Genomic DNA, 25,188 nt, shown 5'->3' with positions numbered 1-25,188 from the left:
GCTTTCATGCTGCCCGGTGCCATCCATTACCATCCGCACGGCGCGCTCGCGCACTTCTGGTGAATACTTGTTCGTTGTCTTTGTCATGATGCTCCATCCTACTCATGAGTTGGAGCCTCCGGCAAACCCGGCGCGGTTCATTTCCCGGTCTAGTGTCAGGTCGGCGACGATCTTCTTCAGCTGGCTGTTCTCGTCCTCGAGCGCCTTCAGCCGCCGCATCTCATCCGGCAGCAGTCTGCCGTATCTTTTCTTCCAGGTGAAGCAGGTCGCCTGGCTGATCCCCCCTTGCGGCAGATCGCCCCGATCGGCGTGCCTTCCTCGCCCTGCTTCAGGATGAACGCCTTCTGCCCCTCAGTGAACTTCGATGCCTTCACGCTTTTCCTAACCTTAATCTCAGTTGTTTGAATTGTTTGCATGCACCCAAACAAGATGCGCAAATATTAATCGAATGAATAAATATCGCGGGCTTCTTCTCAGTTTCGCTTTGAGGAATCGAAGGTAGCTCTGATTGTTGATGTACGAACAATAATGAAAGACCCGCTCACCGGGTCCAACGACTGTACAGACACAACAGGAGCGCACTATGAACAAGAAGATTGCACCGGCATCTTCCCTATCCCGCCGCACGTTGCTGCGTGGTGCTGCGGGCGCCGGGCTTTTGCTGTCCGCCCCCGGCATCCTCGGCCGCGCCTCGGCGCAATCCGGCGACGTGATCAAGCTCGGGGCCCCATTCCACCGCACCGGCATCGGCGCCTCTTACGGCCGCTGGTACGAACGCACCGCCAACGCGGCGGTCAAGCTCATCAACGAGCAGGGCGGGATCAACGGCATGCCCATCGAGATGATCATCGAGGATGACGGCACCGATCCGAAACGCGGAGTCGAGGTGATGGAGAAATTCGCCACCGAGCATAAGGTGGACGCGGTTTTCGGCCATCTCTATTCCCATGTGGTCGCCGCCACCGCACCGCGCGCGGGCGAGCTGAAAATGCCTTATTTCCTGTGCTCCGAAGCCCATACGCTGGCCTCTGGTGCGTTCAACCGCTACTGCTTCCAGCCCTCGATCACCGATGTCAAAAGCCAGGTGAGCTCCATGGCGCCGTGGATTTCCAACAATCTCGGCAAGAAAGTCACCCTGATCTACCCGGATTTCAACTTTGGCTACGATCACCGCGACAACATGACGGCGGCCATCGAGGCGCAGGGCGGTGAGGTGGTGGCCTCTATCGCCATTCCGCCGAGCGAGACCTCTTTCACCCGCTATATGCCGCAGATCCCGTTCAACACCGATGTGATCTATCACGTCATGGTCGGCCCGGCGGTTCTGACCTTTGTGAAAGAACTGGGCGAGCATCTGGGCAGCAAGCGCCCGGAGATATTCGGGTTCATCGACAGTCTCGAAGCCGTGGACATGGACATCCCGCAGCTCGCCTTCCTCGAAGACACCTATTTCTGGGAGGCGATGCCGCGCTACGCGCAGGCCAATCAGACCGAGTTCGACAAGTTCTTCCGCGAAAAGGTCGGCGTCGATGACAAGGGCGCCTCGGTGGACGATCCGAAGGACATCGCGACCTATGCGCATATGTTCTCCGTCTGGGAGACTCTGTTTGCGATGAAGGCGGCGATGGAGAAGGCCGATTACAAGAGCCAGGCGCAGAAGATCGACTTCCTCGAGGCAATGGAAAGCATTGCAGGCTTCGAAGAATCCAACGAGTTCCCGCAGGGCGACAAGATGTTCAACGGCAAGACCCACCAGTCCTTTGGCCATCAGAACATTTCCAAGGTCAAGGACGGCAAACTCGAAGTCGTCTACCGCACCTCGATCGAGGAAACGCTCTACCCGGACGAGGTCGATTACACGCAGATGTCGTTCTGATCTCAAATCTAACGAGGGCCGGTTTTGCCCAGCCCTCGTTCCCCCAGCCATCCTGAATAAGCCGGACGGGCCACGTCGAAAACGACGGGCGCGAACCCGGGGAGTACGCACAATGGATATCGCTCCATACCTCTTGCTCGCAACGCTTGAGGGCCTGGTGCAAGCCTCGGTCCTGATGTTGACCGCGCTTGGCCTGTCCCTCGTTTTCGGTGTCATGCGGGTCGTCAACGTCGCCCATGGAGAATTCTTCATGGTCGGCGCGCTCGTCGCCTGGCTCTGTGGCGCTTATATTCCCGGCCCGCCCGCCATCGGGTTCGTCGCCGGTCTGATCGTCGCGCCGCTTTTCGTGGGGCTACTGGCCTGGCTCGCCGACTGGGCCGTGCTGAAGCGGATCAATTACAACCCCGAGGGCACAATCGTCTCGACCATCGGGATGCTCTACATCATCCAGCAGTTTGCGCTTCTGACATACGGGCCGGACGCGCGCGCGGTGGATGCACCGTTCTATCACATCATCCGCACTCCGTGGTTCGGCTATTCGAGCTACAAGCTATTCATCATCGTTGTGGCCATCGCGCTTGTGGCAGGGCTCTGGTTCATGTTGCGCCGCTCGAAGGTCGGGCTGATCATGCGGGCGACCCAGTTCGACAAGGAAACCGCGCAGAACTTCGGCATTCCGGTCGACAAGGTCTATTCCATTGTCTTCGCCATCGGCGCGATGCTCGCGGCCATCGGCGGGGTGCTGGTGGTGCCGAACCAGCAGGCGCATTACCTGATGGGCACCGACCCGCTTCTGTTGTCCTTTGTCGTCGTCATCGTGGGTGGGCTGGGCTCCATTCCGGGCACCATCGTGGCCGCCGTGCTTATCGGCCTGTCGGACGGTCTGCTCTCTGTCTTCTTCTCTCCGACGCTGGCCAAGATCGTCTCGACGCTTCTGGTCGCCGTCGTGCTGGTGTTCAAGCCGCAGGGCCTGTTCGGCGGCAAAGGAGCGCGGGCATGAGCCTGAACAGCGCGGATATTCCCACTAAACCTTCACCTGCGGCGGGCGAGACCTCCGCTCCCGCAGGCCAAAGGAAAGCCTCTTTCATGACTATCCATAACAGCAGGCTTCTGATCCTGTGCCTTGCCACCATTGCCGTGCTCTTTGCGCTGCAATTCCTGCTCAGCGATTATCTCGTGCTGGCGCTGACCCGCATCCTGATCCTGTCGATCTTCGCCATGGGGTATAACATGCTCATGGGCTACACTGGCCTCTTGAGCCTCGGCCATGCGATGTTCTTCGGCTTCGGCCTCTACGCCGCCGGTCTGTCGAGCTATTATTTCGGCACCTCCCTGCCGGTCTCCTTTCTGATCGGCGTGGCCGCGTCCTTGGTGTTTTCCTTCGTCATTGGGCTTCTGGCGCTCCGCACCGAGGGTGTGTCATTCATGATCGTGACGCTGATGTTCGCACAGGCCGCCTATCTCTCCACGCTCTATTTCTCCAAGATCACCGGCGGCGATCAGGGGCTGACCCTGCCGACAACGGCACGTTCCTTTTCCCTGCTGGGGATCGGTTTCGACATGACCAGTGACACGGTGCGTTTCAACCTGTCGCTGGTGATGTTCTCCGCCGTGCTCTTGTTCTTCTTCTTCGTCACTCAGGGCCCCCTCGGGCGGCTGTTCTCGGCGGTGAAGGAAAATGAACCTCGCACGCAGATGCTGGGTTTCGACACCTACCGCGTTCGTCTTGCGGCCTTCACCCTCTCAGGCACGGTCTCGGGCCTTGCGGGGGCGCTTTACGGGCTGATGTTCGGCTATATCGGCTCCGCTTTTGCTGGGTTCCATTACTCGATCGAGGCGCTTCTGTTCACCCTCGTGGGCGGGCCGGGCACGCTTTTGGGGCCGCTTCTGGGCACCGGCGTAATGACCATGCTGATCGACCGTCTGAGCGGCATCACCACGGCCTATCTGATTATCATCGGGGTGATCCTCATCATGGTGAACATGTGGTTCCCCAAAGGTATTCTCGGCACCATTCGTGAAAGGTGGATCCCGTGGCTGAAGTAACCCTTCTCGAAACCCGCGGTCTGTCGCGCCATTTCGATGCGCTCAAGGCGGTAGACGGTGTAGACTTCAAACTCAACAAAGGCGAAATCCGCGCCATCATCGGGCCGAACGGGGCAGGCAAATCGACCTTCGTCAGCCTTCTGTCCGGGCGTATCCCGCCCTCCGCCGGTCAGGTATTTTTCGACGGCGAGGATGTCACCGCGCTTCCGGCACACAAACGGGTTCGTCGCGGCATTGCTTACACGTTCCAGATCACCAACATCTACCCGAGCCTCACCGTGCTCGAGAACATCGAGATCGCGGTGCAAAACCGGCTCAAACCGTCTCTGTTCGGCGGCGCGAGCGAGGCGGAGATCAATGCCGAAGCCATCAAGGCGGCCGAGGCCGTGGGGCTGGGCGATCGTCTGAATGAGACGGCGGGCATTCTGGCCTATGGTCACCAGCGACTTCTGGAAGTTGCGATGGGTCTGGGGCTTCGTCCGAAGCTTTTGATCCTCGATGAACCGACCCAGGGTCTGTCGGACTCGGAGATCGCCAACTTCATTGAGGTGGTGAAACGGGTAAACGAGACCGCCACCGTACTCCTGATCGAGCACAATATGGATGTGGTTCTGGCTCTGGCCGACCGGATCACCGTGCTCGAACGCGGTCAGCTTCTGGCCGAGGGCACGCCCGACGAGATCGTCGACAACGCAGCCGTGCAGGCCGCCTATCTGGGAGAACCGGCATGAGCATGATGTCCGTCAAAGGCTTTGACGCCTTCTATGGCCGCAGCCAGGCACTGCGCAATTTCACAATCGATCTGAAGGGCGGCGAAGTGCTTTGCCTTCTGGGCCGCAATGGCGCGGGCAAGACCACGGCGCTCAAGACCATCATGGGCACGGTGCGCCCTGCGTCGGGGACGCTGACCTTGGACGGCAAGGACCTCACGGGGCTTCCGGCCAAGGACATTCCGCGCGCGGGCATCGGCTATGTGCCGCAGGGGCGACGTTTGTTCACCGAGTTGACGGTCTGGGAAAACCTCGAAATCGGGCTGATGACACGCAATACCGACATCAGCGCGCTTGATCATGCGCTCGAATTGTTCCCGGTGCTCAAGGAACGGATGCATCAGCGCTCAGGCACCTTGTCGGGCGGGGAACAGACCATGCTCGCCATGGCGCGCGCCATGTGCATCAACCCGTCGGTGATCATGCTCGATGAGCCGACCGAAGGGCTGATGCCTTCAGCTATCGCAGGCATTCGCGACGCGGTGGTGAAACTGCGCGACGAAGGGGTGGCGGTCCTGCTGGTGGAGCAACGCGTCGATGCGGTGCTCTCCATCGCCAACCGGGTCGCCTTCATGGATCACGGCGAAATCAAAGCGGAATTCGATATCGAAGAGGTCCGGGCCAAACCGGAACTGCTGCACCAATACGTCGGGGTCGGCCGCTGAGCCGTTCCCTTCAGACCAAATCCAACGGGAGCACAGCATGAACCAGTACAGCCCAACCGATCTTTCGCCCGATCGCGAAATCATGTCGGAGTCCATCCGCGCGTCCTATGACTTCATCGTCTGTGGCGGCGGCACCGCCGGCAGCGTCGTCGCCCGTCGTCTGGCCGAAGACCCGAACGTGTCGGTTCTTCTGCTCGAAGCAGGCGGCTCCGACCGGGTGCCGCAGGTGATCGACAGCACGCAATGGATGTGGAACATCGGCACCTCGCGCGACTGGGGCTACAAGGCCGCGCCGTCGGACACGGTGAACGGGCGCACGCCGGTCCTGCCGATGGGCAAGGTGCTGGGTGGTGGCTCGTCGATCAACGGCTCGGTCTGGGCGCGTGGTCACATGAACGACTTCAACAACTGGGCGGCAGCTTCCGGCGAAGAGGCGTGGAACCACGAGAACACGCTGGCGATCTATCGCAAGATCGAGGACTGGCAGGGCACGCCCGACGAGAAACGACGCGGCAAGGGTGGGCTTCTGAACATCCTTCAGCCCGAAGACCCGATCCCGCTCGTTGCCGGTCTGATCAAGGGCGCCGAAGCCATCGGCATCCCCTTTGTCGATGACATCAACGCCGCGCCGATGGAAGGCGAGGGAGGCTGCGGCCTGCCGAACGTTCTGGTGCAGGACGGCAACCAGCGTGTGTCCATGGCCGCAACCTATCTGCATCCCTACATGGGCCGCCCGAACCTGCACGTCCTGCTCTGCGCCGAGACCACAAAGGTCGAGATCGAAGACGGCAAGGCCACAGGTGTAAGCTTTGTGCGCCGGGGCCGTCAGTACACGGTCAATGCCGACAAGGAGATCATCCTGTCGATGGGGGCGATCAACACTCCGAAGACGCTGATGCTCTCCGGTGTCGGCGATGAAGCCCAGCTCAAACAGTACGGGATCGCGGTGAAACAACACCTGCCGGGCGTCGGCAAGAACTTCCAGGATCACATCCTTCTGGCGGGCTGCTGCTGGGAATACATCACGCCGGAAGCGCCGCGTAACAACGCCGCCGAGTTCGTGTTCTACGCCAAGAGCCGCCCGGACCTTCCGACCCCGGATCTCATGCCGGTGTTGGAGGAATGCCCCTTCGGCTCCGAGGTCACCGGCCCGCAATACGGCCTGCCGTCTGCGCCCGAAACAGCCTGGACGCTGGCGCCGGGTCTGGCGCGCCCGGACAGCCGCGGCGAGGTGAAGCTTGCCTCCGCAGACTGGCGCGATGCGCCGATCATCGAAGCGAACTTCCTTTCGACCCAGACCGACATCGACGCGATGCTGAAATGTATCGAAATGTGCCGTGATATCGGCAATTCCGAGTTCTGCGCGCCGTATCGCAAGAAAGAACTGATGCCCGGTCCGCTCCCGAAGGACGAGATGACCAACTTCCTGCGCGACGCGGCAGGCACCTATTTCCACGAGACCTGCACCTGCAAAATGGGCACGGACGAGATGTCTGTCGTGGACGGTCGCCTGAACGTCTACGGCATCAAGGGCCTGCGCATCGCCGATGGCTCGATCATGCCGGAAATCACCACCGGCAACACCATGGCGCCGATTGCCGTGATCGGGGAACGCGCCGCCGGGTTCATCCGTGAGACGTACAACCTGACCGCCGAAGCTTCGGCGTGATCTGAACTGAAGGACAATCAAAATGAACGCACCAGTGCCTGCACTGTCTTCAGCTGCGCAGAGCTTTATCTCTTCCAAGCACGGTCTCTACATCGGCGGGGAATGGGTCAAATCCCTCTCCGAGGAAACCATCGACATCGTCGACCCGGCAACCGGCGGGGTGATCGCTAAATCCGCCGCCGCGGGCTCTGCGGATGTGGACAAAGCGGTTGCCGCCGCCCGCGCCGCGTTCGATTCCGGTCCCTGGGCCGAGATGACCGGCATGCAGCGCGGCCGCCTGATCACCAAGTTCGCCGAGAAACTCGAAGAGCTGGCCGATGAACTGGCGGAAATCGAGGCGATCGACTGCGGCAAGCCCGTGACCTACGCCAAATATGTCGACGTGGGCCTTTCTGCGACGATCTACCATTACTATTCCGGCTGGGCCTCCAAGATCTCCGGCGAAACCGTTGGCGTCTCCATGCCGGGCGATTTCCATGCCTACACCATGCGCGAGCCGGTGGGCGTCGTCGCCGCCATCGCGCCGTGGAACTTCCCGCTGGTGCTGACCGCCTACAAGCTCGCCCCGCTTTTGGCGACGGGCTGCACGGCGATCATCAAGCCGTCGGAACTGACCCCGCTGTCGTCCTTGCGTCTGGCGCAGATCGCCGAGGAAGTCGGCTTCCCACCGGGTGTGATCAACGTTGTCACCGGTTACGGCGCTGCCGCCGGTCAGGCGCTGGTCGAGCATCCGGGTGTGGACAAGGTGGCCTTCACCGGCTCCGTCGAGACCGGCAAGAAGATCGTGCAATCCGCCACCGGCAACTTGAAACGTGTGACGCTGGAACTCGGCGGCAAGTCCCCGATGATTGTTCTGCCCGACGCGGATCTGGAGAAAACCATTCCGGGGCTGGCGCAGGCGATCTTTTTCCATCAGGGGCAGGTCTGTACCGCTGGCACGCGTTTCTACGTCCACAACTCGATCCACGATCAGGTGCTCGAAGGCATCGCCGAAGCCTCGAAAGGGCTCAAGATCGGTCACGGTCTCGACCCGGAAACCACTATGGGGCCGCTGATTTCTTCGGGTCAGTTGCAAAAGGTCATGGGCTATCTCGACGAGGGCAAGGCCTCCGGTGCAGAGCTGGTTTGTGGCGGGGGTCGTGTAGGTGAAAGCGGCTTCTTCATGGAACCGACGGTCCTGGCAGGGACCACCGACGATATGTCCGTGTCGCGTCAGGAAATCTTCGGGCCGGTTCTGACCGCGCAGGGCTATGACAACGACAGCCTTGACGCGGTTGCCGCCAAGGCCAATGACTCGATCTTCGGTCTGGCGGCCTCGATCTGGACCCGCGACATCTCGGCGGCGCACAAGTTGGCGAAAAAGGTCAAGGCGGGCTCTGTCTGGATCAACCAGCACAACTTCTACGATCCGGCGCTGCCGTTCGGCGGTTACAAGCAATCCGGCTGGGGCCGTGAGGAAGGCTCTGAAGCGATCAAGACCTTCACCGAAGTGAAGGCGGTCTGCGCCGCCCTTTAAGTTGGGGGCTGGTGTCTTGCGGCACGTTTCTCGTCGCAGGGGCCAACCGCCCGTTCAACCTCTCGAAAGTTAAGGAAAATCCCAATGAAACGCATGAGATTACTCTTGCGCGGCGGTCTTGCCGTGTCTCCAGTCTTCCTCGCAAGTGCGGCCACCGCATTTGACTGTACCCTTGAGAGCGCCCGCGGTCTCGGCCTGCCGGGCGTGACGGTCACTGCTGCCGCACCCGCCGAGAGCGGTGCGCCGGCTTGTCTCGTCTCGGGCACTGCCGTCACCTCCGACGACACCGCGCCCGATGGGGAGGCCCGGTTTGAAATTCGTTTGCCGGACGACTGGAACGGGCGGTTTGCCTTGTTCGGAAATGGCGGTCTTGCGGGCCGGGTCCGTGCTTCCGCCAACGCCGTCGATGTCGAATACGCCAATGACACGGGCTATGTCACCGCAATGACGGATCTCGGCCATGTCGCCGAAAGCAGCGTCGATGCCCGGTTCGCCCTCAATTCGGACGGAACGCCCAACGAGGCGGCCGTGGCAGATTACTACTATCGCGCCAGCCATGTGATCACCGAAACGGCCAAGGCCATGGCCGAAGCGGCCTATGGCCGCGCACCGGATCATTCCTATCTTACGGGCTGTTCGACGGGTGGGCGTATGGCGCAGGTTGCGGCGACGCGCTACCCGGACGATTTCGACGGGGTTATCTCCGGTGCGCCCTTCATGGACATATCGTCCATGCTCAAGATCCAGCATTTCCAGATCAACCAGTTGCTGAGCCCGGATGCGCAACTCCTGCCGGCCAAATTGCCAGCGATCGAGGCGGCGGTGCTCGCCTCCTGCGATGCGGTGGACGGTGTCACGGACGGCCTGATACAGGACCCGGCGGCCTGCTCCTTCGAACCCGAGACGCTCGTATGTACTGGGGCCGAAGACGACAGCTGTCTGACGGGCGCACAGGCCAAGGCCTTGCGCGCCTATTTCACGGCGTTGCACACCGATGACGGGCAACTTGTTTATCCGGGATACGCTCCGGTGCTATTTGATAGCGGGTTCTCGTTGTTTCAGGGCGGAAAAGAACCGGCGCTGGATGTGAACGCGGCCGAGCCCTGGGGCAATGACGGGTTCGACCCGGCGCCGATCGAGTGGTCTTTCTCGGATCATATCGTCCAGTATCTGGTGAAACAGGACCCGACATACAATGTGCGGGAGCTGGGCATTTCGCCCGATGGAACCGTGCCGCGCGCGGTCGTTGATGAGTTCGTTGCAATGACCGAGGCAGGCAATGGATCGGACCTGACGGCCACTCAGGCGTTCCTCGACAGCGGCAAGAAGATGATCCTCTATCACGGTTGGGGGGATCACGCGCTTTCGCCCTTCCGCACCACGCGTTTCGTCGATGATCTGATCCGTCGCGAAGGCAGCGAAGAGGCGCTGTCCGAAAAGGCGCGTCTGTTTATGGTCCCGGGAATGGGGCACTGCCGCGGCGGCGCGGGACCGGACACCTTCAACACGCTGGCCGCAATGGAGGCTTGGGTCGAAGAGGGGCGCGCGCCCGACATGCTCACGGCACGGAAATTCGATGACGAAGGTGTTGAGACGCGCGCGATGCCGCTCTGCGCCTATCCGGCGCGCGCCGTTTACGACGGGACGGGCGACGTCAATCTCGCGGAGAGCTGGAGCTGCCAGAACGCCCCTCTGGGAATCGGAAGCGTCGGGATCTCTGCGGGCCTGCTGACCGGAGGAGAACCCACACAATGACCGAGATGCGGCGCGTCATGGCGGCATGCCTTGTTGCTTTGGCCGCCGCAACTTGGCCCTTCGCGGCTCTTGCGCATGAGGCGGCGGGGGGCTTCATCCTGTTGATGCCGACGGAGATCTACATCCTCGGCGCGTCTCTGGCGGTGCTCGCGAGCTTTCTCATTCTGGCCGTGGTGCCCGCCGAGCGTTTTCACAGCTCTTACAAACGCGAGGCAGATCAGACCGTTGATGTGCGGCCGGGCAATGGGCAGGTCATCGTGTCCTGCCTGTCCTTCCTGTTCACGCTGTTCCTGCTCTATGCTGGGCTTGCGGGCAAGGACGATCCGCTGACCAATCCGATCACGCTCGGGGTCTGGACACTGGGCTGGATCGTAATGTCGGCGGTGGCAGCGATCTTTGGCAATCTCTGGCCCTGGCTGAACCCATGGACCGGCATTCTGACCGTGCTGGGGCTAGGGCACAAGCCGGTGCTCAAATTGCCCGTGCAGCTCGGCTACGGCATTGCCATCGCTCAGATGTTCTACCTGATCTGGGTCGATCTGATCTCGATCCATGCGACCGATCACGAGGCTTTGTTCGAGCATTTGATCTGGTTTCTCGGGTTGAATGGGCTTGGAATGGTCCTTTTCGGCATGGCCGATTGGACGCGTCGGGCGGAGCCGCTTCATGTCCTCTATCACGCCCTGTCCGTGGTCTCGCCCTTCGTGCATTCCTCCGATGGCTGGCGTCTGGTTCTGCCGGGGGCGGCGGCGCTGATGCGTCCGGTGCTGAGCCTCTCTGCCGCCGGGTTCATCATTCTGATGCTGGCGGCCGGGACGTTCGACGGGGTGGTTTCGACCTTCAAATGGCTTGGATTTCTGGGTGTGAACCCGCTCGATTTCCATGGCCGGTCCACCGTGATCGGACCGAACACGCTGGGCTTGATCGTTGGGGTCTGTCTGCTGGCGACCGTGTTCAGTTTCGCCCTCTGGCTGGGAGAGCGCATTGCCCGGACCGATGTGCCGCTGCGCACGCTGATCGGGCGCTTCGCCTACACACTCTTGCCGATTTACGTAGCCTATATGATGTCGCATTTCGCGACGCGGCTGATCATGGATGCGCAATATCTTTGGGTCGTGATCTCCGATCCGCTGGGGCGCGGCTGGGATCTGTTCGGCACGGCGGACAGCCATGTCACCCAGTCGATGTTCAACACCGAAGCCGGGGTGCATACGCTCTGGGCCTTCCAGACCATCGTCATCACGCTCGGTCATATCGTGGCGGTTCTGATGGCGCATGGGATTGCGCTTGAGACCCACGAAACGCCGCGCAAAGCCGTCCTGTCGCAAATCCCTCTCGCGGTCTTCATGGTGTTCTACACCTCGCTTGGCCTGTGGCTTCTGGCGTCGCCGAGGATTTGAGGCGGAGGGACGAACCACGCGCGCAAACCCCGAGACGGGACCGAAAGGACAAGGCCGAAATCTACCCACTAATATTTTGATTTCAAAATAATTTCTGATTTTTTCGCTTTTATCCATCACAGAATAGATTTGTGTACATGCAAATAAACTGACAACAAGTACAAGGATTCTCACCATGGAATACATCGAGTCTATCGACATTGCCGTCATCGGCCCGGGCCTTGACCTAGCGTTGACCTTCAGCTTTTTCGGCATGCGCTCGGCGTGTATCTTAAGGTAGAAATTGGGCGATTGTGTATTGCGTCTGACTGACCAGGTATCTGCTGTCCGTCTCTGGAAACGCATGCACCGTTCGCACGGCGAAGGCGCTAGGCGGCGTTCTGCGCGATCATCGCCGGGAAGGTCGCCTTCCTGAGCCGTCCGAAGTCGGCCGAGAACGAAAACCCCGAGTTGGTCGACCGTGACGACGATTTCCCGTTCTAACGAACGGGGTCTCCTCGGGCCCGGAGAACCAACCCGCCGGGTTCCCGCATTTACGGCCATGATCTGCGGTTCGATTATCGGTTCGGGGCTGCCGCAGTTCTATGTCATCAACGATTTGAGGAATGATCTGACTGACTCACCGGTTTCCTTGATCAGTTTGGCGCCGCCGATGGATTGGAAGTTTTTTGTCCTGGGCACTTCGATCCCCAAAGGCAGCCCAGCCGGCAACGCCTGGAGATAGGCGGCGAGGTCGATTTGACCTTTTCCGGGCAGCAAACGTTCCTCGCGCGCTGCGTACAACAGAATGGTTTCATTGTAGGCTGGCAGGACGGGCGCGTCGCACAGATGGGCAAAGCGCAAGCGTTCGGGCGGCAGCGCGGCAAGGGTGTCGAGCGAGGAACCAGAGCGGTCGAAGTGCAGGCTGTCGGGCAGGACGCCGACACTTGGCCCGGCTTGCGTTGCGAGGCGGAGCGCGTCATCTACCGTACGGATATCGGTCCAAGGGAAGAACTCAAGCACGATACCCAGACCTCGCTGGCTCGCGGCGTCCGACAAACGACCGAGGTTCTCGGCCATGCGTGCATGGTCAGGATCATAGGGCGCGGTGATGACTTCCCGCGCGCCCAGTTCGGCCCCGATGTCGAGGAACTGCAGCAGGGCGTCGACATCCGTGTCCGGCGTAATGCGCACGAACTCGATATCATGAACCGTTACGCCGGTCTCGCGCAGCGCCGCCCGTGTTTCGCGCAGCAGGTGCGCATCTTCCCAAAGTGGATAACCTGGTGATGTCGGTGTCACCTGCAAAAGGCGCAGCCCAACCGCGTCGAAACCGCCATCGGCGGCGGCGCGGATCAGGGCCGGTGGATCGAGATCGATGGCCGAAAGGTGGGCCAGGGACAGAAAACGCATGTTCAGACGCCTTTCGCTGCGTGTCGACCAGCGATGAACCCAAAAGTCAGGGCCGGTCCAAGGTTAATGCCGCCCGCCGGATAGTACCCACCCATGACAGAAGCCATGTCGGTGCCCGCCGCGTAAAGGCCGGGGATCGGCGCGCCGTTGTCGTCCAGAACCCTTGCATGTCCATCCGTCTTCAATCCCGCAAAGGTGCCAAAGCTGCCCGGCACCACCTTGACCGCGTAGAACGGGCCGGTTTCGATGGGTGCAATGCAGGGGTTCGGCGTGACGTCAGGATCGCCCTGCAGGCGCATATAGGGGGTCGTGCCGCGCCCAAAGGCAGGGTCTTCGCCCAGACGTGCGCCTGCGTTGTAGGTCGTCAGTGTCTCGACCAACCCGGCCGGATCGATGCCGCAGGCCTGCGCCAGCGCCTTTGGTGTCTCGCCTCGGGTCAGGTAGCCGTTCCTGAGCCAAGGCGACAGCGGCACCGGAGCGGGTCGCACGATGCCCAGACCATAGCGGCGGATGAACCGGTGATCGCAGATCAGCCAGCTTTCGGCGGGCGTACCGTCGGGGACCGAGTCCAGCATGTCGCGGACATAGTCGTGATAGCCCAGGCCTTCGTTGGTGAAGCGCCGCCCGCTGGCCAGCACGCCGATCACGCCCGGCTTGCCGCGGTCGATGATATGCGGGAAGACCCCAGTCGAGCCATTGGCAGAGGGCACGCGCGACACCGGGCACCATGCGCCGGGGCTGACCAAAGTGGTGTTCTGCTGCGCGCCCGCGCTTTCGCCCAGTCGCAGCCCGTCGCCCGTGGCGTGGGGCAGGGCAAGGGACAGGTGGTTCTCGGGCCACGGAAACTGGGCCGCACGACGCCTGAGGTCATGCGGAAAGCCGCCCGCCGCCAGCACGACGCCCTTGCTTGCGGTGACCTGAACAGCACCATCCGGGCCTGTCAGGGTCGCGCCTTTGATGCGCCCGTCTAGGCTGATCAAACCGGTCGCCGGATGCCCGGGCAGGATCGTTACGCCTTGATCCAGTGCCGAGCGCAGCAGGCGCGCGACAAGGGCATTGCCGTTGCGCACCTGCATCCCGCGACCGAACCGCGCCAGTTCCAACACATGCCGCGACAAACGCCGTGCCACATGCAGCGCCGACCCGACCGACCGCGTTGCCGTCATGAAGGCGCGCAGGTCCGGCCCGGCCTGAATCGTCATGCCCCAGAAGGTCGTTTCCTTCATCGGTTTGCGCAGCAGCTGCACCGCGTCTCCCAGATCGCGCGCGTCATAGGGTTGCGCGATAACCGAGCGGCCACCCATGCCCGCGCCGGGCAAGTGGCTGTAGGTATCTGGGATCTTTGCCCCGCAATCGAAGGCCAGCGCGGTATTGTCTTCGAAGAAACCGACCATTTCCGGCGCGGCGGCCAGAAAGGCATCGACCAATTCGGCATTGAACGCGTTGCCCAGGACGGCTTCGAGATAGCGGCGCGGCTCTGACGGGTCTTCGACGACGCCGTTGCGATGCGCGACCGGGTTGCACGGCGCCCAGATCCAGCCGCCGGACCACGCCGTCGTGCCGCCCACCGTTGCGGATTTCTCTGCCACTATGACGCGCAGCCCGTGATGCGCCGCTGTTACAGCCGCTGCCAGACCCGCCGCGCCCGAGCCTATCACCAACAGGTCGCAGTCCATGTCCATGCCGATCCCCCCCCCCTTTGCTACACGCAAACTCGCGGGGTGGGCGGGTAACGTCAAATGCTTGTTATTCGTAATGAGTAACGTCATGTTAATCGCGCGGGAGGCACGCATGACGGAAATGACATTGCGGCAGATCGAGGTCGTTCGGGCCGTGATGATGACCGGCACGATCAACGGTGCCGCGCAGATGCTGAATGTCTCGGCCCCCGGCATAAGCCGCTTGGTCAAGCACACCGAGGAAAGCCTTGGCATTCGGCTTTTCGAGCGCAAGTCCGGCCTGTTCATCCCCTCGATCGAGGCTTCGAAAGTCTTTGACCAATTGCGCGAGGTCTACAAGGGAGTCGAGAACCTGCAGCAGGCGGTTGGCGCGCTGCAGAAGGGGGAAGAGGTGCGGCTATCCTGCGCCTCGGCCCCATCGGTGGCGCAGTTCATCGCTGCGCGCGTCATGAAACAGGTGCGGGCACGCTACGCCGACCTGTTCATCGACCTCAACATCCTCAAGATCGAAGAGACTCTGGACTACCTTCTGCTGGAGCGTGGAGAGTTCGTCATCATGAGCTCGTCCGTGGTCAACGCCGCTGTGGAGAATGACAAGATCGCCGAAGGACGGTTGGTGGCGATCATGCCTGAAGGTCATGCCTTGGCGGCCCAGGCCGAGGTTTCCGTGCATGACCTGGCGCAGCACCCGGTCATCGGGTTGGAACCCGCAGATCCTTACGGCCGTCTTCTTGCGCGGCCCTTCGAACAGGAGGGGCTGGCGGTGCAGCATGCGATGCGCGGGCGCTTTGCCCAGACGCTGGTCAGCTTTGTCCGGCACGGGCTGGGGGTTGCGGTAATCGACGAATTCTCTGTGGCCGAAGTCTACATGCCCGGTGTCATCCGCCGCCCGCTGAAAGAGGTGACGCAGGTCGGCATCTATGTGGTGCGCAAAAAAGGGCGCGTGCTGTCGGGCTTTGCCGAGTATGCCATCGCGCAGTTCCGCCGTGAACTGTCCAAGGCGATCGAGGATGGTCCATCGTTGCGCGGTGTGCGCAAGGCTGATCCCATGGATTAACCTGATGTTATGATCAGTGAAGTTTGGGTATTTGACGTTAAAATACAGAATCGGGCAGATTGCCTGCCATCGTCTCCTGGTCGGGAGGATCCCGGCAGTGGGAGACATGGAGACGCTTAGGGAGGATACCATGAAGCGCATTCTGATGGGCGCCGCTGCGGCGCTTGCACTTACCACTGGCATGGCTATTGCCGAATACCCCGAAAAGGAAATCCAGGGCATCATCCAGTGGGGGGCCGGTGGATCGACCGACACGGTGATGCGCTCGGTTACGCCCCATGCCGAAGAGGTTCTCGGCGGCACTGTGGTCATGCAGAACATGACCGGCGCGGTGGGCGCGATTGCCCTGAATTACGTCGCCGATGCAGCTGCGGATGGCTACACCGTTCTGATGGGCGCCGAGAACCCGATGCTGTATAAAATCATGGGTCTGGGCGACAAGGATTACTCGGAATTCACGCCGATCAACATCCTCGCACGCGGCACCCCGCTGCTGGTGGCCAACAACGACGCGCCTTTCAACACCTATTCCGAGATGATCGCCTATGTGAAGGACCATCCGGGCGAGGTCCGTTTCGGCTCTACTGGCCCGGGCGGTCTGCCGTCGGTCGTGACCGCAATGGTCGAGGCGGTCGAGGGTGATCTGGACGTGATCTTTGTCCCCTACGACGGTGACGGTCCGGCGTTGACCGGCCTGCAGGGCGGTGCGATCGACGTGATGCCCGCAGTTCTGGGCGCCGCCATCGAAGGCGTGAAGGCCGGCAACATGAAGGCGCTCGGCGTGGTCGACGTGGCCAAGAACGAGAACCTGCCCGATGTCGAGGTCGTGGCCGAGGTGAACGCAGGCTACAACACCTACCTCCCTTGGGGTCCGTTCTTTGGCGTGTTCGCCAAGAAAGGCACGCCGGACGAGGTGGTCGCCAAGCTGACCGACGCTTATGCACAGGCCGCGCAGAACGAAGATTTCGTAGCCTTGATGGAAGGTCGTGGCTTTACCCTGATGAACATCTCCGGCGCCGAAGCCGAAGCGTTCCTGTCCAAGTGGCAGCAGGGCACCGCGTGGCTGCTTCAAGACGCAGGCATGACCAAGGCATCGCCCGAAGAGTTCGGCATCGCGCGCCCCGGCGAGTGATTTGACATTCCCTGTCGGGCCTGTGGCCCGAGGCACAAACGGGGTGCCGCCCAATGGGGTGCGGCACCCTTTTTCATAGAAGCACGCAACGGGAGGAGGGCCCCATGCAGATCGATCCGGAACATCACGACGGCACATCCGATGCCACGCCCGGCGGCGAGCCTGACAAGCGGCGCCCCGGAGAATTGCTCTTTGCCGTCTTTCTGACGGTGGCCAGCCTGTATCTGGTTTGGGACGCCTGGGGGATCGAGAATTCCTTTGGCCCCAACGGACTGTCCTCGCCGCGATCCATCCCGCTGGCGACGACCGTGGTCATGGGGATCAGCGGCGCGCTGGTGCTCCTGAAGACCGCGCGCCTGCCGCTGGACCGCACGGAAACGGTGATGAAAGACATCCTGCCGTGGACGGTGATCCTGTTCGCGGGGCTGCTGGTGGCGTATGGGATGGCACTGAAGACCGTCGGCTTCCTGCCGGTCTCGGCTGCCTTCCTGATCGTCGCGATCAAGGTGCTGGGGCGGCGGTCGTGGCTTTGGACCAGCTCCATCGCGCTGGCTGCGCTGGTGGTGATCTGGCTGATCTTCCGCATCGTGTTTTCCGTTCTTATGCCGGCCGGCATCGTCCCCGAGGCCGAGCTTGTCCAATTCTTCCGCACGCTGTTCGCAGGAGGTGCCGAATGACCGCGCTCATGGATTTCTTCCTTGTCTTCACCCAGCCGCAACTGTTGCTGCTGGTGGGCCTGGGCACCTTTGCCGGGGTCTATGTCGGTGCGATCCCTGGCCTGTCGGTGACGATGGCGGTGTCGATCCTCATCTCGTTCACCTTTTCCTGGGATGTCTACCCGGCGATCTCGCTGATGATCGGCATCTATATGGGTGGGGTCTATGGCGGCTCGCGCACGGCGATCCTGCTGAACATCCCCGGCGCGCCCTCTGCCATTGCCACGGCGCTGGACGGCTATCCGATGGCGCAGCGCGGCGAGGCGGGTACGGCGATTGGTGTGACCACGGTCATGAGCTTTATCGGCGGGTTCATCGGCATCGGCGTGCTGGCACTGGCCGCGCCCTTCGTGTCGGATTTCGCGCTGAAGTTCCAGCCGCGCGACTACATGCTACTGGCCATTCTGGGCATCCTGCTGGTGGGGTCGCTGTCGCAGGGGTCCTTGCTCAAGGGCATCTTTGCCGGGGCGCTTGGCATTGCCATCGGTGCCGTTGGGCGCGATCCGCTGACCTTTACCGAGCGTTTCACCTTTGACCTGAACCTCCTGAACGGCGGCATTTCCTTCATCGCGGTGATGATCGGCATGTTCGGCGTGTCCGAGGCGCTGCTGCAACTGCACCACGTCGACAAGGACGCCGTGCGGCAAAAGATCAGCCGTATCGTGCCGTCGCTGGCGACGGTGAAGAAACACCTGCCGTTGTCGCTGCAAACCTCGTCGATTGGCGTCATCATTGGCGCTCTGCCCGGAACTGGTGGGGATATTGCCGCGCTCATGGCCTATGATCACGCTAAACGGGTCACGAAAAACCCCGAAGTACCTTTTGGCAAAGGCGCGATGGAGGGTCTGGTTGCCCCTGAAACCGCCAACAACGCCGCCGTGGGTGGGGCGTTCATTCCGATGATGACGCTGGGGATTCCCGGTGACGCGGTGACCGCGATCATGATCGGTGCGCTGTTCATTCACGGGCTGAACCCCGGCCCGATGCTGATGATAGAGCAACCGGATATGTTCTGGTTCATCGTCGGTTGCCTGGTCATGGCCAACGTTTTCATGCTGATTTTTGGTCTAACGGGCATCAAGCTGTTCACCAAGATCGTCGAGATGCCGCGCTCTGTGCTTATCCCGCTGATCATGCTGCTGTCGATCGTCGGCGCATTTGCCGTGAACAACGCGATCACCGATGTCTACTGGATGCTCGGCTTTGGCGTGTTCGGCTACTTCATGCGGCATTACGGCTATCCGTTGGGGCCAGTGATCCTTGGGGTGATCCTGTCACGCCTTCTGGATGACAACTGGCGCCGCGCGATCATCTCCGAACGCGAGGAACTGGGCCGCTTCTTCTGGGGGATCGTCACCAGCCCGCTGAGCCTGACGTTGTTGGTGGCCGTGATCCTCGTATTCGTCTCTCAGACCCCTGTCTGGCGTTGGGGCAAATCCAAGCTGTTCAAGGAGGCATGACCATGCCCGACCTGCATCTGGGCCTGATCGGCGACAATATCGCTCGGTCGCGCTCGCCCTTGCTGCACCGGCTGGCTGGTGAGCAGAGCGGTATGACCGTGCAATATGACCGTCTGATCCCGCGTGATCTGGGGCAAGAGTTCGACGCCGTGTTTGATCAGTGCCCCGGCCACGGGTTTCGCGGGATCAACGTCACGTACCCCTACAAGGAACGCGCCGCGGCCAAGGTGACGGTCGATGACCCGTTGGTGCGTGCCATCGGGGCGGTCAACACGGTGCTTTTCGATGCTGATGGACCGAAAGGGTTCAACACCGACTATACCGGTTTCGTGGCGGCCTATCGCGCGACACGGATCGACGTCCCCGGCATCAGCTGCCTGATCGGCACCGGTGGGGTCGGGCGGGCGCTGGCCTTTGGGTTGGTCACGTTGAAAGCCACGGAAATCCGGCTGGTGGACCGTGATATGGCCAAGGCCGAGGCGCTGGCGGACGATCTGCGTGCGGTTGCCGGTGACACCCGCATTGCCGCCTTTGCAGATGCGACCGAAGCTGCCCGGGGGGCGCAGGGCTTGCTGAACGGCACACCCGTCGGCATGGTCGGCTATGACGGCACGCCGCTGGCCGCGGATGCGATGCAAGGGGCAGACTGGGCCTTTGACGCGGTCTACACGCCGGTCGATACGCAATTCCTGAAGGACGCCACCGCACAAGGTCTGGACATCATTTCCGGCTACGAACTGTTCTTCTGGCAAGGCGTCCATGCTTGGGAGCATTTCTCTGGCGGCAAACCATTGGATCGGATCGCTTTGCGACAAGCGCTGGAAGCCGCGCAATGAAAGCGTCAATCGCCACGTTTTCCATGACTGGCACGCTACGCGGTAAACTGGCCGCCACCGCCAAGGCAGGGTTCGACGGTATCGAGATCTTTGAAAAAGACTCTATGGCCGATGTGGGCAGGGCCCGCGACATCGGAGCAATGATCCGCGACCACTGACTTGAGATCACGTTGTTCCAGTCCTTCCGCGACTTCTAAGGACTAACCGGTGATTTGCGGCGTCGCGCCTGGTTCCGTCGCAAACTTCTGGGCAACCGGGAGAAGCGCCCCGATCTTCTTCTGTCAGGCCGCCAGTGCCGTAAATCGCGTAAACGGGCAGAAGCCGGGCGTCATCTCGCCCTCGTGGATCACGTTGGCGGCTTAGTTCCTTCGAGCGTTGCCGATGCGGAGACGAAAGACCCGAACCCCAGCATCGGTCCAATGCGGTATTTGATGGTGCGCTGATCCTGCTCAACCATAGTGTTCAGATACTTGGTCCGGACCATTTCGATCAGGATCGGGCATCCAAAGCTACGTAGCAGTCGGTTCACTGCCTTGATCCCGGCCGGGTTGGTCCCACAGCGGTCGATGAAGATCTTGCGGGGCAGACCGTTTACTTCCAGCGCCCGAGCAAAGAACTTGGTCGCAGCCATTTTGTTGCGCCGTTTCGGCGGCGAGAAGTCCAGGGTTTTCCCGAGCTTGTCGACGGCCCGGTAGAGGTAAACCCACGTGCCTTTCACCCGGACACAGGTTTCATCCATGCGCCAAGAACGATCAGTTGGATCCTTCCGGAGACGCGCATTGGCGGCAATCAGTGGGGGTATTTGACCACCAAGTGATTGAGAGTCGCATGGTCAACCTGGACGCCGCGCTCGCCCATCATCTCCTCCGCATCCCTTTATGAAACCGAGTAGCGAACGCAGACGAAGACCGCGAAGAGGACGACTTCCTTCGGAAACCGAGCGCCTTTTGACGAGATCATCTTACTCCCTCCGAACAGCGCCCGACCCCACGGACCGGCAGTCCTCCAGTACACATCGGTCAAGAACCAAAGTTTCCGACAGAACCCGGCCCGCGTCCCGCCGGGAAAGGCGCCGAGGGGGCAGGGGGCGGGCCACCAGGCCAACCAGAATATACCAATTCCGCAGGGTAAAACCGTAGCGTGTCGGATCGGCAACATTGGCGCCGGGAGTATTCGCGCCCTGAACGCCGGTCCCGAAAATTTTTGACAGGTGCCGGGGCGTCATCGCATACCAACAGATGAATTATTCACCTTTTGGGCAGGCTGGCGAACAAAAATTGCGAAGCCCGATGACCGAAACATACCCGCCCCGCCGGTGCGCCCGCCGCACCGGATTCCGCGGGTCTCTGAATGCGGCGCCACAGAGGTGCCGCCCGGTCCCTGTTTTCCTCCAGTCCTGTCCGACAGAAACGCCGTTTGTGGTCGCACCGCGCCCGCAAGACCGGCATGTCCCTTTGCCAGCGCACGCCCGCAGCGCCCCAGAAGAAAGTTGCCCCCATGTTTGATTTCATTCCCTCGCACCGTCAGATCGGCATCCGTCAGCGTTCGCTGGCACGTCACTGCAAGCTGGGCCGCGCGACGGAACTGGTCTTTGTTCTGGCCACCGGCGCGACGCTGGTGATCGGGGGCGGCGCCGAGGCGGCGACCTTCGCGGTCACCAACGAGGGCGAGCTGGCGGCGGCGATCAACAGCGCCAACGCCAATGCCGAGGCGGACACCATCACGCTGTCCAACAACATCACGCTGACCACCTTCCTGCCGACGCTCGAAGACGCGGACGGCGTGACCATCGACCTTGGCGGCAACACGCTGTCGGGCAACAACGTTGCACGCATCTTCTTTGTCGGTTCGGGCACCGCCACGATCGAGAACGGCACGCTGGCCGACGGCCTCGCCCAGGGCGGTGACGGCGGCAACGGTGACGACGGCACCGACAACGGCGCGGGCGGCGGCGGCATGGGGGCAGGCGGCGCGCTGTACGTGCGCGGCGATACCGCGCCGACCGTGACGGTGTCCAACGTGAGCTTTTCGAACAACGACGCGATCGGCGGTGACGGCGGCACATTCGGTCCCGACGACGGGGGCAGCGGCGGCGGCGGCGGCCTTGGCGGAGACGGGGGTATCACAAACTTCAACAGTTTCAATGATAATGGTGGCGGTGGCGGCGGTGGTGCCTTCGAAGACGGCACGAACGGTTCCGGCAACACTGGCGGTAACGGCGGCGGCCCGAACGGTGGCGCAGGCGGTGTCAACGCCAACGGATCTGGCGGTGGGGACTACACAGGCGGCGGTGCCGGCGGTGGTGGTGGCGACGTGGGCGGTTCCGGCGGTTATGGCGGCGGCGGCGGCGGCGGCGGCGACTTCGGCAACGGCGGTGCTGGCGGCTTCGGCGGCGGCGGCGGCGGCGGTTTAACTACTGCTGGCAACGGAGGTTTTGGCGGCGGCGGCGGCGGCAGCGTCTTCATCGGCGGCGGTGCCAGCGGTTTCGGAGGCGGAAACGGCTCCGGCAACTCGGGCGGCGGCGGCGGCGCGGGTTTTGGCGGCGCGGTCTTTGTCCAGGACGGCGCAACCCTGACCTTCACCGGCACGACGGGCCTCAGCGGCGGTTCCGTCACCGGCGGTTCGGGCCAGAACGGCGCCGGCAACGGCAGCGCGGCGGGTTCCGGCCTTTTCCTGCAGAACGCGGGCGTGACGCTGGCCCCCGGCACGGGCGAGACGCTCACCGTAAGTGACAACATCGCCGACGATACCGGCAACGGCGGCAACTCCGGTTCCGTAACTCACAGCGGCGCGGGCACCGTGGTCCTGTCGGGCACGAACACCTACACCGGCGCCACGAACATCACCGGCGGCGGTATCCTGACCGCGTCGGGTGGGAGCGCGATTGCCGACACCGGGCTGGTGAATGCCGCCAGCGGGACATTGGAGGTCGTGAACAGCGAGACCATCGGCGCGCTGTCCGGCGCCGGCAACGTGACCCTTGCCGGCGGTCAGACCCTGACCGTCGCGGGCACGGGCACCGTGGCACCGACGACCTTCTCGGGTGTGATGTCGGGTGGCGGCGGGCTGACCGTGAACGGCGCAACGGCCGACCTGACGCTGTCCGGGGCGAACACCTATACCGGGGCAACGACCGTCACCAACGGCAACCTGACCGTGACCGGATCGCTGGCCTCCACCACCAACACGGTGAACGGCGGCACGCTGACCGTCGCCGGCACGACCGGAGGCGGCACGGAACTAGGCGGCACCACCACCGTCAGCAGCGGCGCGCTTGTCGTGACCAGCGGTGACGTCGCGGCGGTCGTGAACAACGCCGTCACCGACGGGACACCGGACGTCACGCTGAGCGGCGGCAGCATCGGCACGATGACGCAGAACACCGGCGACTTCGCCCTGAACGGCGGCACGGTGGGCACGCTAACCCAGAGCGGCGGTGCGACCGTGGTGGGCGGCAATACCACGATCACCAATGCATCGACCCTGTCGGGGGGGACGTTTACGGTCAATGCCGGCTCGGGCCTGACGGCGACGGGCGGGATCACCGCGGAAGGCACTGCCGTTCTGGACGTCGCGGGCAACGTGAACGGGACAATCAACGTGGGCGGCACTTCGACCGTCACCCACAACTTCGGAAACGGCACGAACTTCGGCTTCACTTCGGAAGTCATTGTCACCAATGCCGACGCGACGGTCGAGCTGAACCGGAATTACCAGATCGTCACGCTTGATAACCAGTCCGGCACGGTCACGACGACCGCGACGGGAACGACCGGATTCGCCCAGTTCGGCACGGTGACCAACGGCGGGACGCTGAACATCAACGGCACCACCAGCATCGGCGCGGACGTCACCAACACCGGCACGCTGAACGTGGCGGCGGTTTTCGGCAATGACGGCACCCAACTGGCGATCAACACCTCGGGCAGCCTGAACCTGTCGGGTGCAGAGCTCGTCGCCGGGATTAACCAGACCGCAGGTCAGACGACCGTCACGGGATCCTCCTCGGTCATCCACACCAGCACGATCTCCGGCGGTAATCTGACGGTGAACGATGGCGCCAACTTCACGGCGTCTGGAAGCGTGGACATCTCGGGCGCCGGCACGCTGACGATGAACGGCACCATCACAGGCGACGTGGACATCACCAGCGGCCAGACGACCAATACCATCGGCAACGGCACCGGGACGGACCGGATCACCGGGACGTTCACGCAGAACAACGCGAACTCCGTCACCACGATCAACTCCGATTCCCGGATCGGCACGCTGGTGAACACCGCGGGCACGATCATCTACGCGGGCACCGGCACGCACACGCTCGACAACGCGTCGAGCAACGCGGGAACGATGACCGTCGGATCGGGAGTGACCGTCACGGCGACCAACGGCCTGACCAACACCGGGACGCTGAACCTCGACGGCACGATTGCGGGTGCGCTGACCCTGAACGGTGGCAACACCATCGTGAACAGCGCCGTGGCCTCGGTCACCGGGCTGACGACGGTGAACACCAACGGCACGCTGACGGTCAACGCGAACCAGGCCTTCGACGCGGCGGGCGGCCTTCTGGTCGACGGCGGGGCCGTCGTCGCCAACGGTACGATCAGCGGCAACGTGGTCTTCGCCGGCGACAGCGACGTTGAGGGCACCTTCAATGACGATCTGACCGTACAGTCCCCCAACACGATGACCGTTACCGGAGACCTGTCCTACGGCTCGCTGACCGTCCAGAACGGCGCGACCTTCACGACGAGCGGTGCGGGCGGCGTCGCCATGGCCGGGACGTCGAACACCACGACGATCAACGGCGCGGCGGTCTACAACGATGGCGACACGCTGGACGACGCCGGCAGCATCGACATCGGTGCAACCGGCACGGTGACGTTCAACACCGGCGCGACCGGCATCCGCTTCAACGCGGACGACGACGAGGACAACGTCGGCACGATCACCAACGACGGTGCGATCACCGTCGCGGGCGGCGGCGCGGGTGCCGTCAGCATGGCCAACAACGACGGCGCGGGCGACGACAACCTGACCAACCAGGGCACCGGCACGATCGACGTGCAGGCGAACGGCACGCTGAACGGGATTGAAACGCTGACGAACAGTTCGAGTTCGGGCAGTGCGATCCAGGTGGGCGCTGGCGCGACTCTGGGTTTCAACACGCTGAACTCGTCGGCGGGGACGGTGACCAGTGCGGGGACGCTTGACGG

18 protein-coding genes and 2 pseudogenes are annotated in these 25,188 nt (G+C 62.4%); 16 read left to right on the top strand and 4 right to left on the bottom strand.

Features of this window, described 5'->3' with window-relative positions; genetic code table 11:
* Window positions 1–138: 138 nt before the first annotated feature.
* Window positions 139–374 (bottom strand): annotated as a pseudogene (locus ACU0DV_RS23745) (transposase); the annotation flags it as partial.
* Window positions 375–583: 209 nt separating this feature from the next.
* On the opposite strand from ACU0DV_RS23745, the gene ACU0DV_RS23740 reads away from it, so the two are divergent.
* From ACU0DV_RS23740 to ACU0DV_RS23700, 9 genes are all read left to right on the top strand, one after another.
* A complete protein-coding gene (locus tag ACU0DV_RS23740) occupies window positions 584–1,876 on the top strand; it encodes an ABC transporter substrate-binding protein (protein ID WP_446269837.1) in 1,293 nt (430 codons plus the stop codon).
* A 112-nt stretch (window positions 1,877–1,988) separates the two neighbouring features.
* The gene (locus ACU0DV_RS23735; RefSeq protein WP_446269836.1) at window positions 1,989–2,876 is read left to right on the top strand and encodes a branched-chain amino acid ABC transporter permease; all 888 of its coding nucleotides are present in this window, start codon (window positions 1,989–1,991) and stop codon (window positions 2,874–2,876) included.
* Between the two features lie 86 nt (window positions 2,877–2,962).
* Entirely contained in the window at window positions 2,963–3,922 is a 960-nt protein-coding gene (locus ACU0DV_RS23730; RefSeq protein WP_254698473.1) for a branched-chain amino acid ABC transporter permease, read from the top strand.
* Window positions 3,910–4,653, top strand: coding sequence for an ABC transporter ATP-binding protein (locus ACU0DV_RS23725; protein ID WP_446269835.1), 744 nt, complete (start codon window positions 3,910–3,912; stop codon window positions 4,651–4,653). Before ACU0DV_RS23730 ends, ACU0DV_RS23725 begins: the two co-directional genes overlap by 13 nt.
* A 2-nt stretch (window positions 4,654–4,655) precedes the next feature.
* Entirely contained in the window at window positions 4,656–5,357 is a 702-nt protein-coding gene (locus ACU0DV_RS23720) for an ABC transporter ATP-binding protein (RefSeq protein WP_446269976.1), read from the top strand.
* Between the two features lie 37 nt (window positions 5,358–5,394).
* Window positions 5,395–7,026, top strand: a complete 1,632-nt coding sequence (locus tag ACU0DV_RS23715; RefSeq protein WP_446269834.1) for a GMC family oxidoreductase — start codon at window positions 5,395–5,397, stop codon at window positions 7,024–7,026.
* A 22-nt stretch (window positions 7,027–7,048) separates the two neighbouring features.
* Complete coding sequence (locus ACU0DV_RS23710; protein WP_446269833.1) at window positions 7,049–8,542, top strand: aldehyde dehydrogenase family protein; 1,494 nt, start codon at window positions 7,049–7,051, stop codon at window positions 8,540–8,542.
* An 84-nt stretch (window positions 8,543–8,626) separates the two neighbouring features.
* Window positions 8,627–10,297, top strand: a complete 1,671-nt coding sequence (locus tag ACU0DV_RS23705; protein ID WP_446269832.1) for a tannase/feruloyl esterase family alpha/beta hydrolase — start codon at window positions 8,627–8,629, stop codon at window positions 10,295–10,297.
* Entirely contained in the window at window positions 10,294–11,697 is a 1,404-nt protein-coding gene (locus tag ACU0DV_RS23700) for a hypothetical protein (RefSeq protein WP_446269831.1), read from the top strand. Before ACU0DV_RS23705 ends, ACU0DV_RS23700 begins: the two co-directional genes overlap by 4 nt.
* A gap of 582 nt (window positions 11,698–12,279) precedes the next feature.
* Here the strand turns inward: ACU0DV_RS23700 and ACU0DV_RS23695 are convergent.
* Together ACU0DV_RS23695 and ACU0DV_RS23690 are read right to left on the bottom strand one after the other, a co-directional pair.
* Complete coding sequence (locus ACU0DV_RS23695; protein WP_446269830.1) at window positions 12,280–13,089, bottom strand: sugar phosphate isomerase/epimerase family protein; 810 nt, start codon at window positions 13,087–13,089, stop codon at window positions 12,280–12,282.
* A 2-nt stretch (window positions 13,090–13,091) separates the two neighbouring features.
* On the bottom strand, window positions 13,092–14,939 hold the full coding sequence (locus tag ACU0DV_RS23690) for an FAD-dependent oxidoreductase (protein WP_446269829.1): 1,848 nt from the start codon (window positions 14,937–14,939) through the stop codon (window positions 13,092–13,094).
* Here ACU0DV_RS23690 and ACU0DV_RS23685 point away from each other — a divergent pair.
* The 6 genes from ACU0DV_RS23685 to ACU0DV_RS23660 all read left to right on the top strand — a co-directional run bounded on the left by ACU0DV_RS23685 (window position 14,890) and on the right by ACU0DV_RS23660 (window position 20,127).
* Complete coding sequence (locus tag ACU0DV_RS23685; protein ID WP_446269975.1) at window positions 14,890–15,825, top strand: LysR family transcriptional regulator; 936 nt, start codon at window positions 14,890–14,892, stop codon at window positions 15,823–15,825. The genes ACU0DV_RS23690 and ACU0DV_RS23685 overlap by 50 nt on opposite strands.
* A gap of 130 nt (window positions 15,826–15,955) precedes the next feature.
* Window positions 15,956–16,957, top strand: a complete 1,002-nt coding sequence (locus ACU0DV_RS23680) for a tripartite tricarboxylate transporter substrate binding protein (RefSeq protein WP_100931243.1) — start codon at window positions 15,956–15,958, stop codon at window positions 16,955–16,957.
* A 104-nt stretch (window positions 16,958–17,061) separates the two neighbouring features.
* Window positions 17,062–17,634: a tripartite tricarboxylate transporter TctB family protein gene (locus ACU0DV_RS23675; RefSeq protein ID WP_446269828.1), complete on the top strand. Its 573-nt coding sequence runs from the start codon at window positions 17,062–17,064 to the stop codon at window positions 17,632–17,634.
* A complete protein-coding gene (locus ACU0DV_RS23670; RefSeq protein WP_283983763.1) occupies window positions 17,631–19,133 on the top strand; it encodes a tripartite tricarboxylate transporter permease in 1,503 nt (500 codons plus the stop codon). Before ACU0DV_RS23675 ends, ACU0DV_RS23670 begins: the two co-directional genes overlap by 4 nt.
* 2 nt (window positions 19,134–19,135) lie before the next feature.
* Window positions 19,136–19,969 (top strand): shikimate dehydrogenase family protein, encoded by an 834-nt coding sequence (locus ACU0DV_RS23665; protein ID WP_446269827.1) that lies wholly within the window; start codon window positions 19,136–19,138, stop codon window positions 19,967–19,969.
* Window positions 19,966–20,127 carry a hypothetical protein gene (locus ACU0DV_RS23660; RefSeq protein WP_446269826.1) on the top strand — a complete coding sequence of 54 codons (162 nt, stop codon included), beginning with the start codon at window positions 19,966–19,968 and terminating at the stop codon, window positions 20,125–20,127. The genes ACU0DV_RS23665 and ACU0DV_RS23660 overlap by 4 nt, the downstream gene beginning before the upstream one ends.
* Before the next feature lie 123 nt (window positions 20,128–20,250).
* Here the strand turns inward: ACU0DV_RS23660 and ACU0DV_RS23655 are convergent.
* Window positions 20,251–20,929: pseudogene (locus tag ACU0DV_RS23655) on the bottom strand (IS6 family transposase).
* 537 nt (window positions 20,930–21,466) lie between these two features.
* Between ACU0DV_RS23655 and ACU0DV_RS23650 the strand changes: the two are divergent.
* Window positions 21,467–25,188: beta strand repeat-containing protein (locus ACU0DV_RS23650; protein ID WP_446269825.1), on the top strand; the 3,722-nt coding region annotated here is incomplete at its 3' end.

Source organism: Sagittula sp., from assembly GCF_052825245.1.
This window is presented reverse-complemented; position numbering and strand designations above follow the sequence as displayed.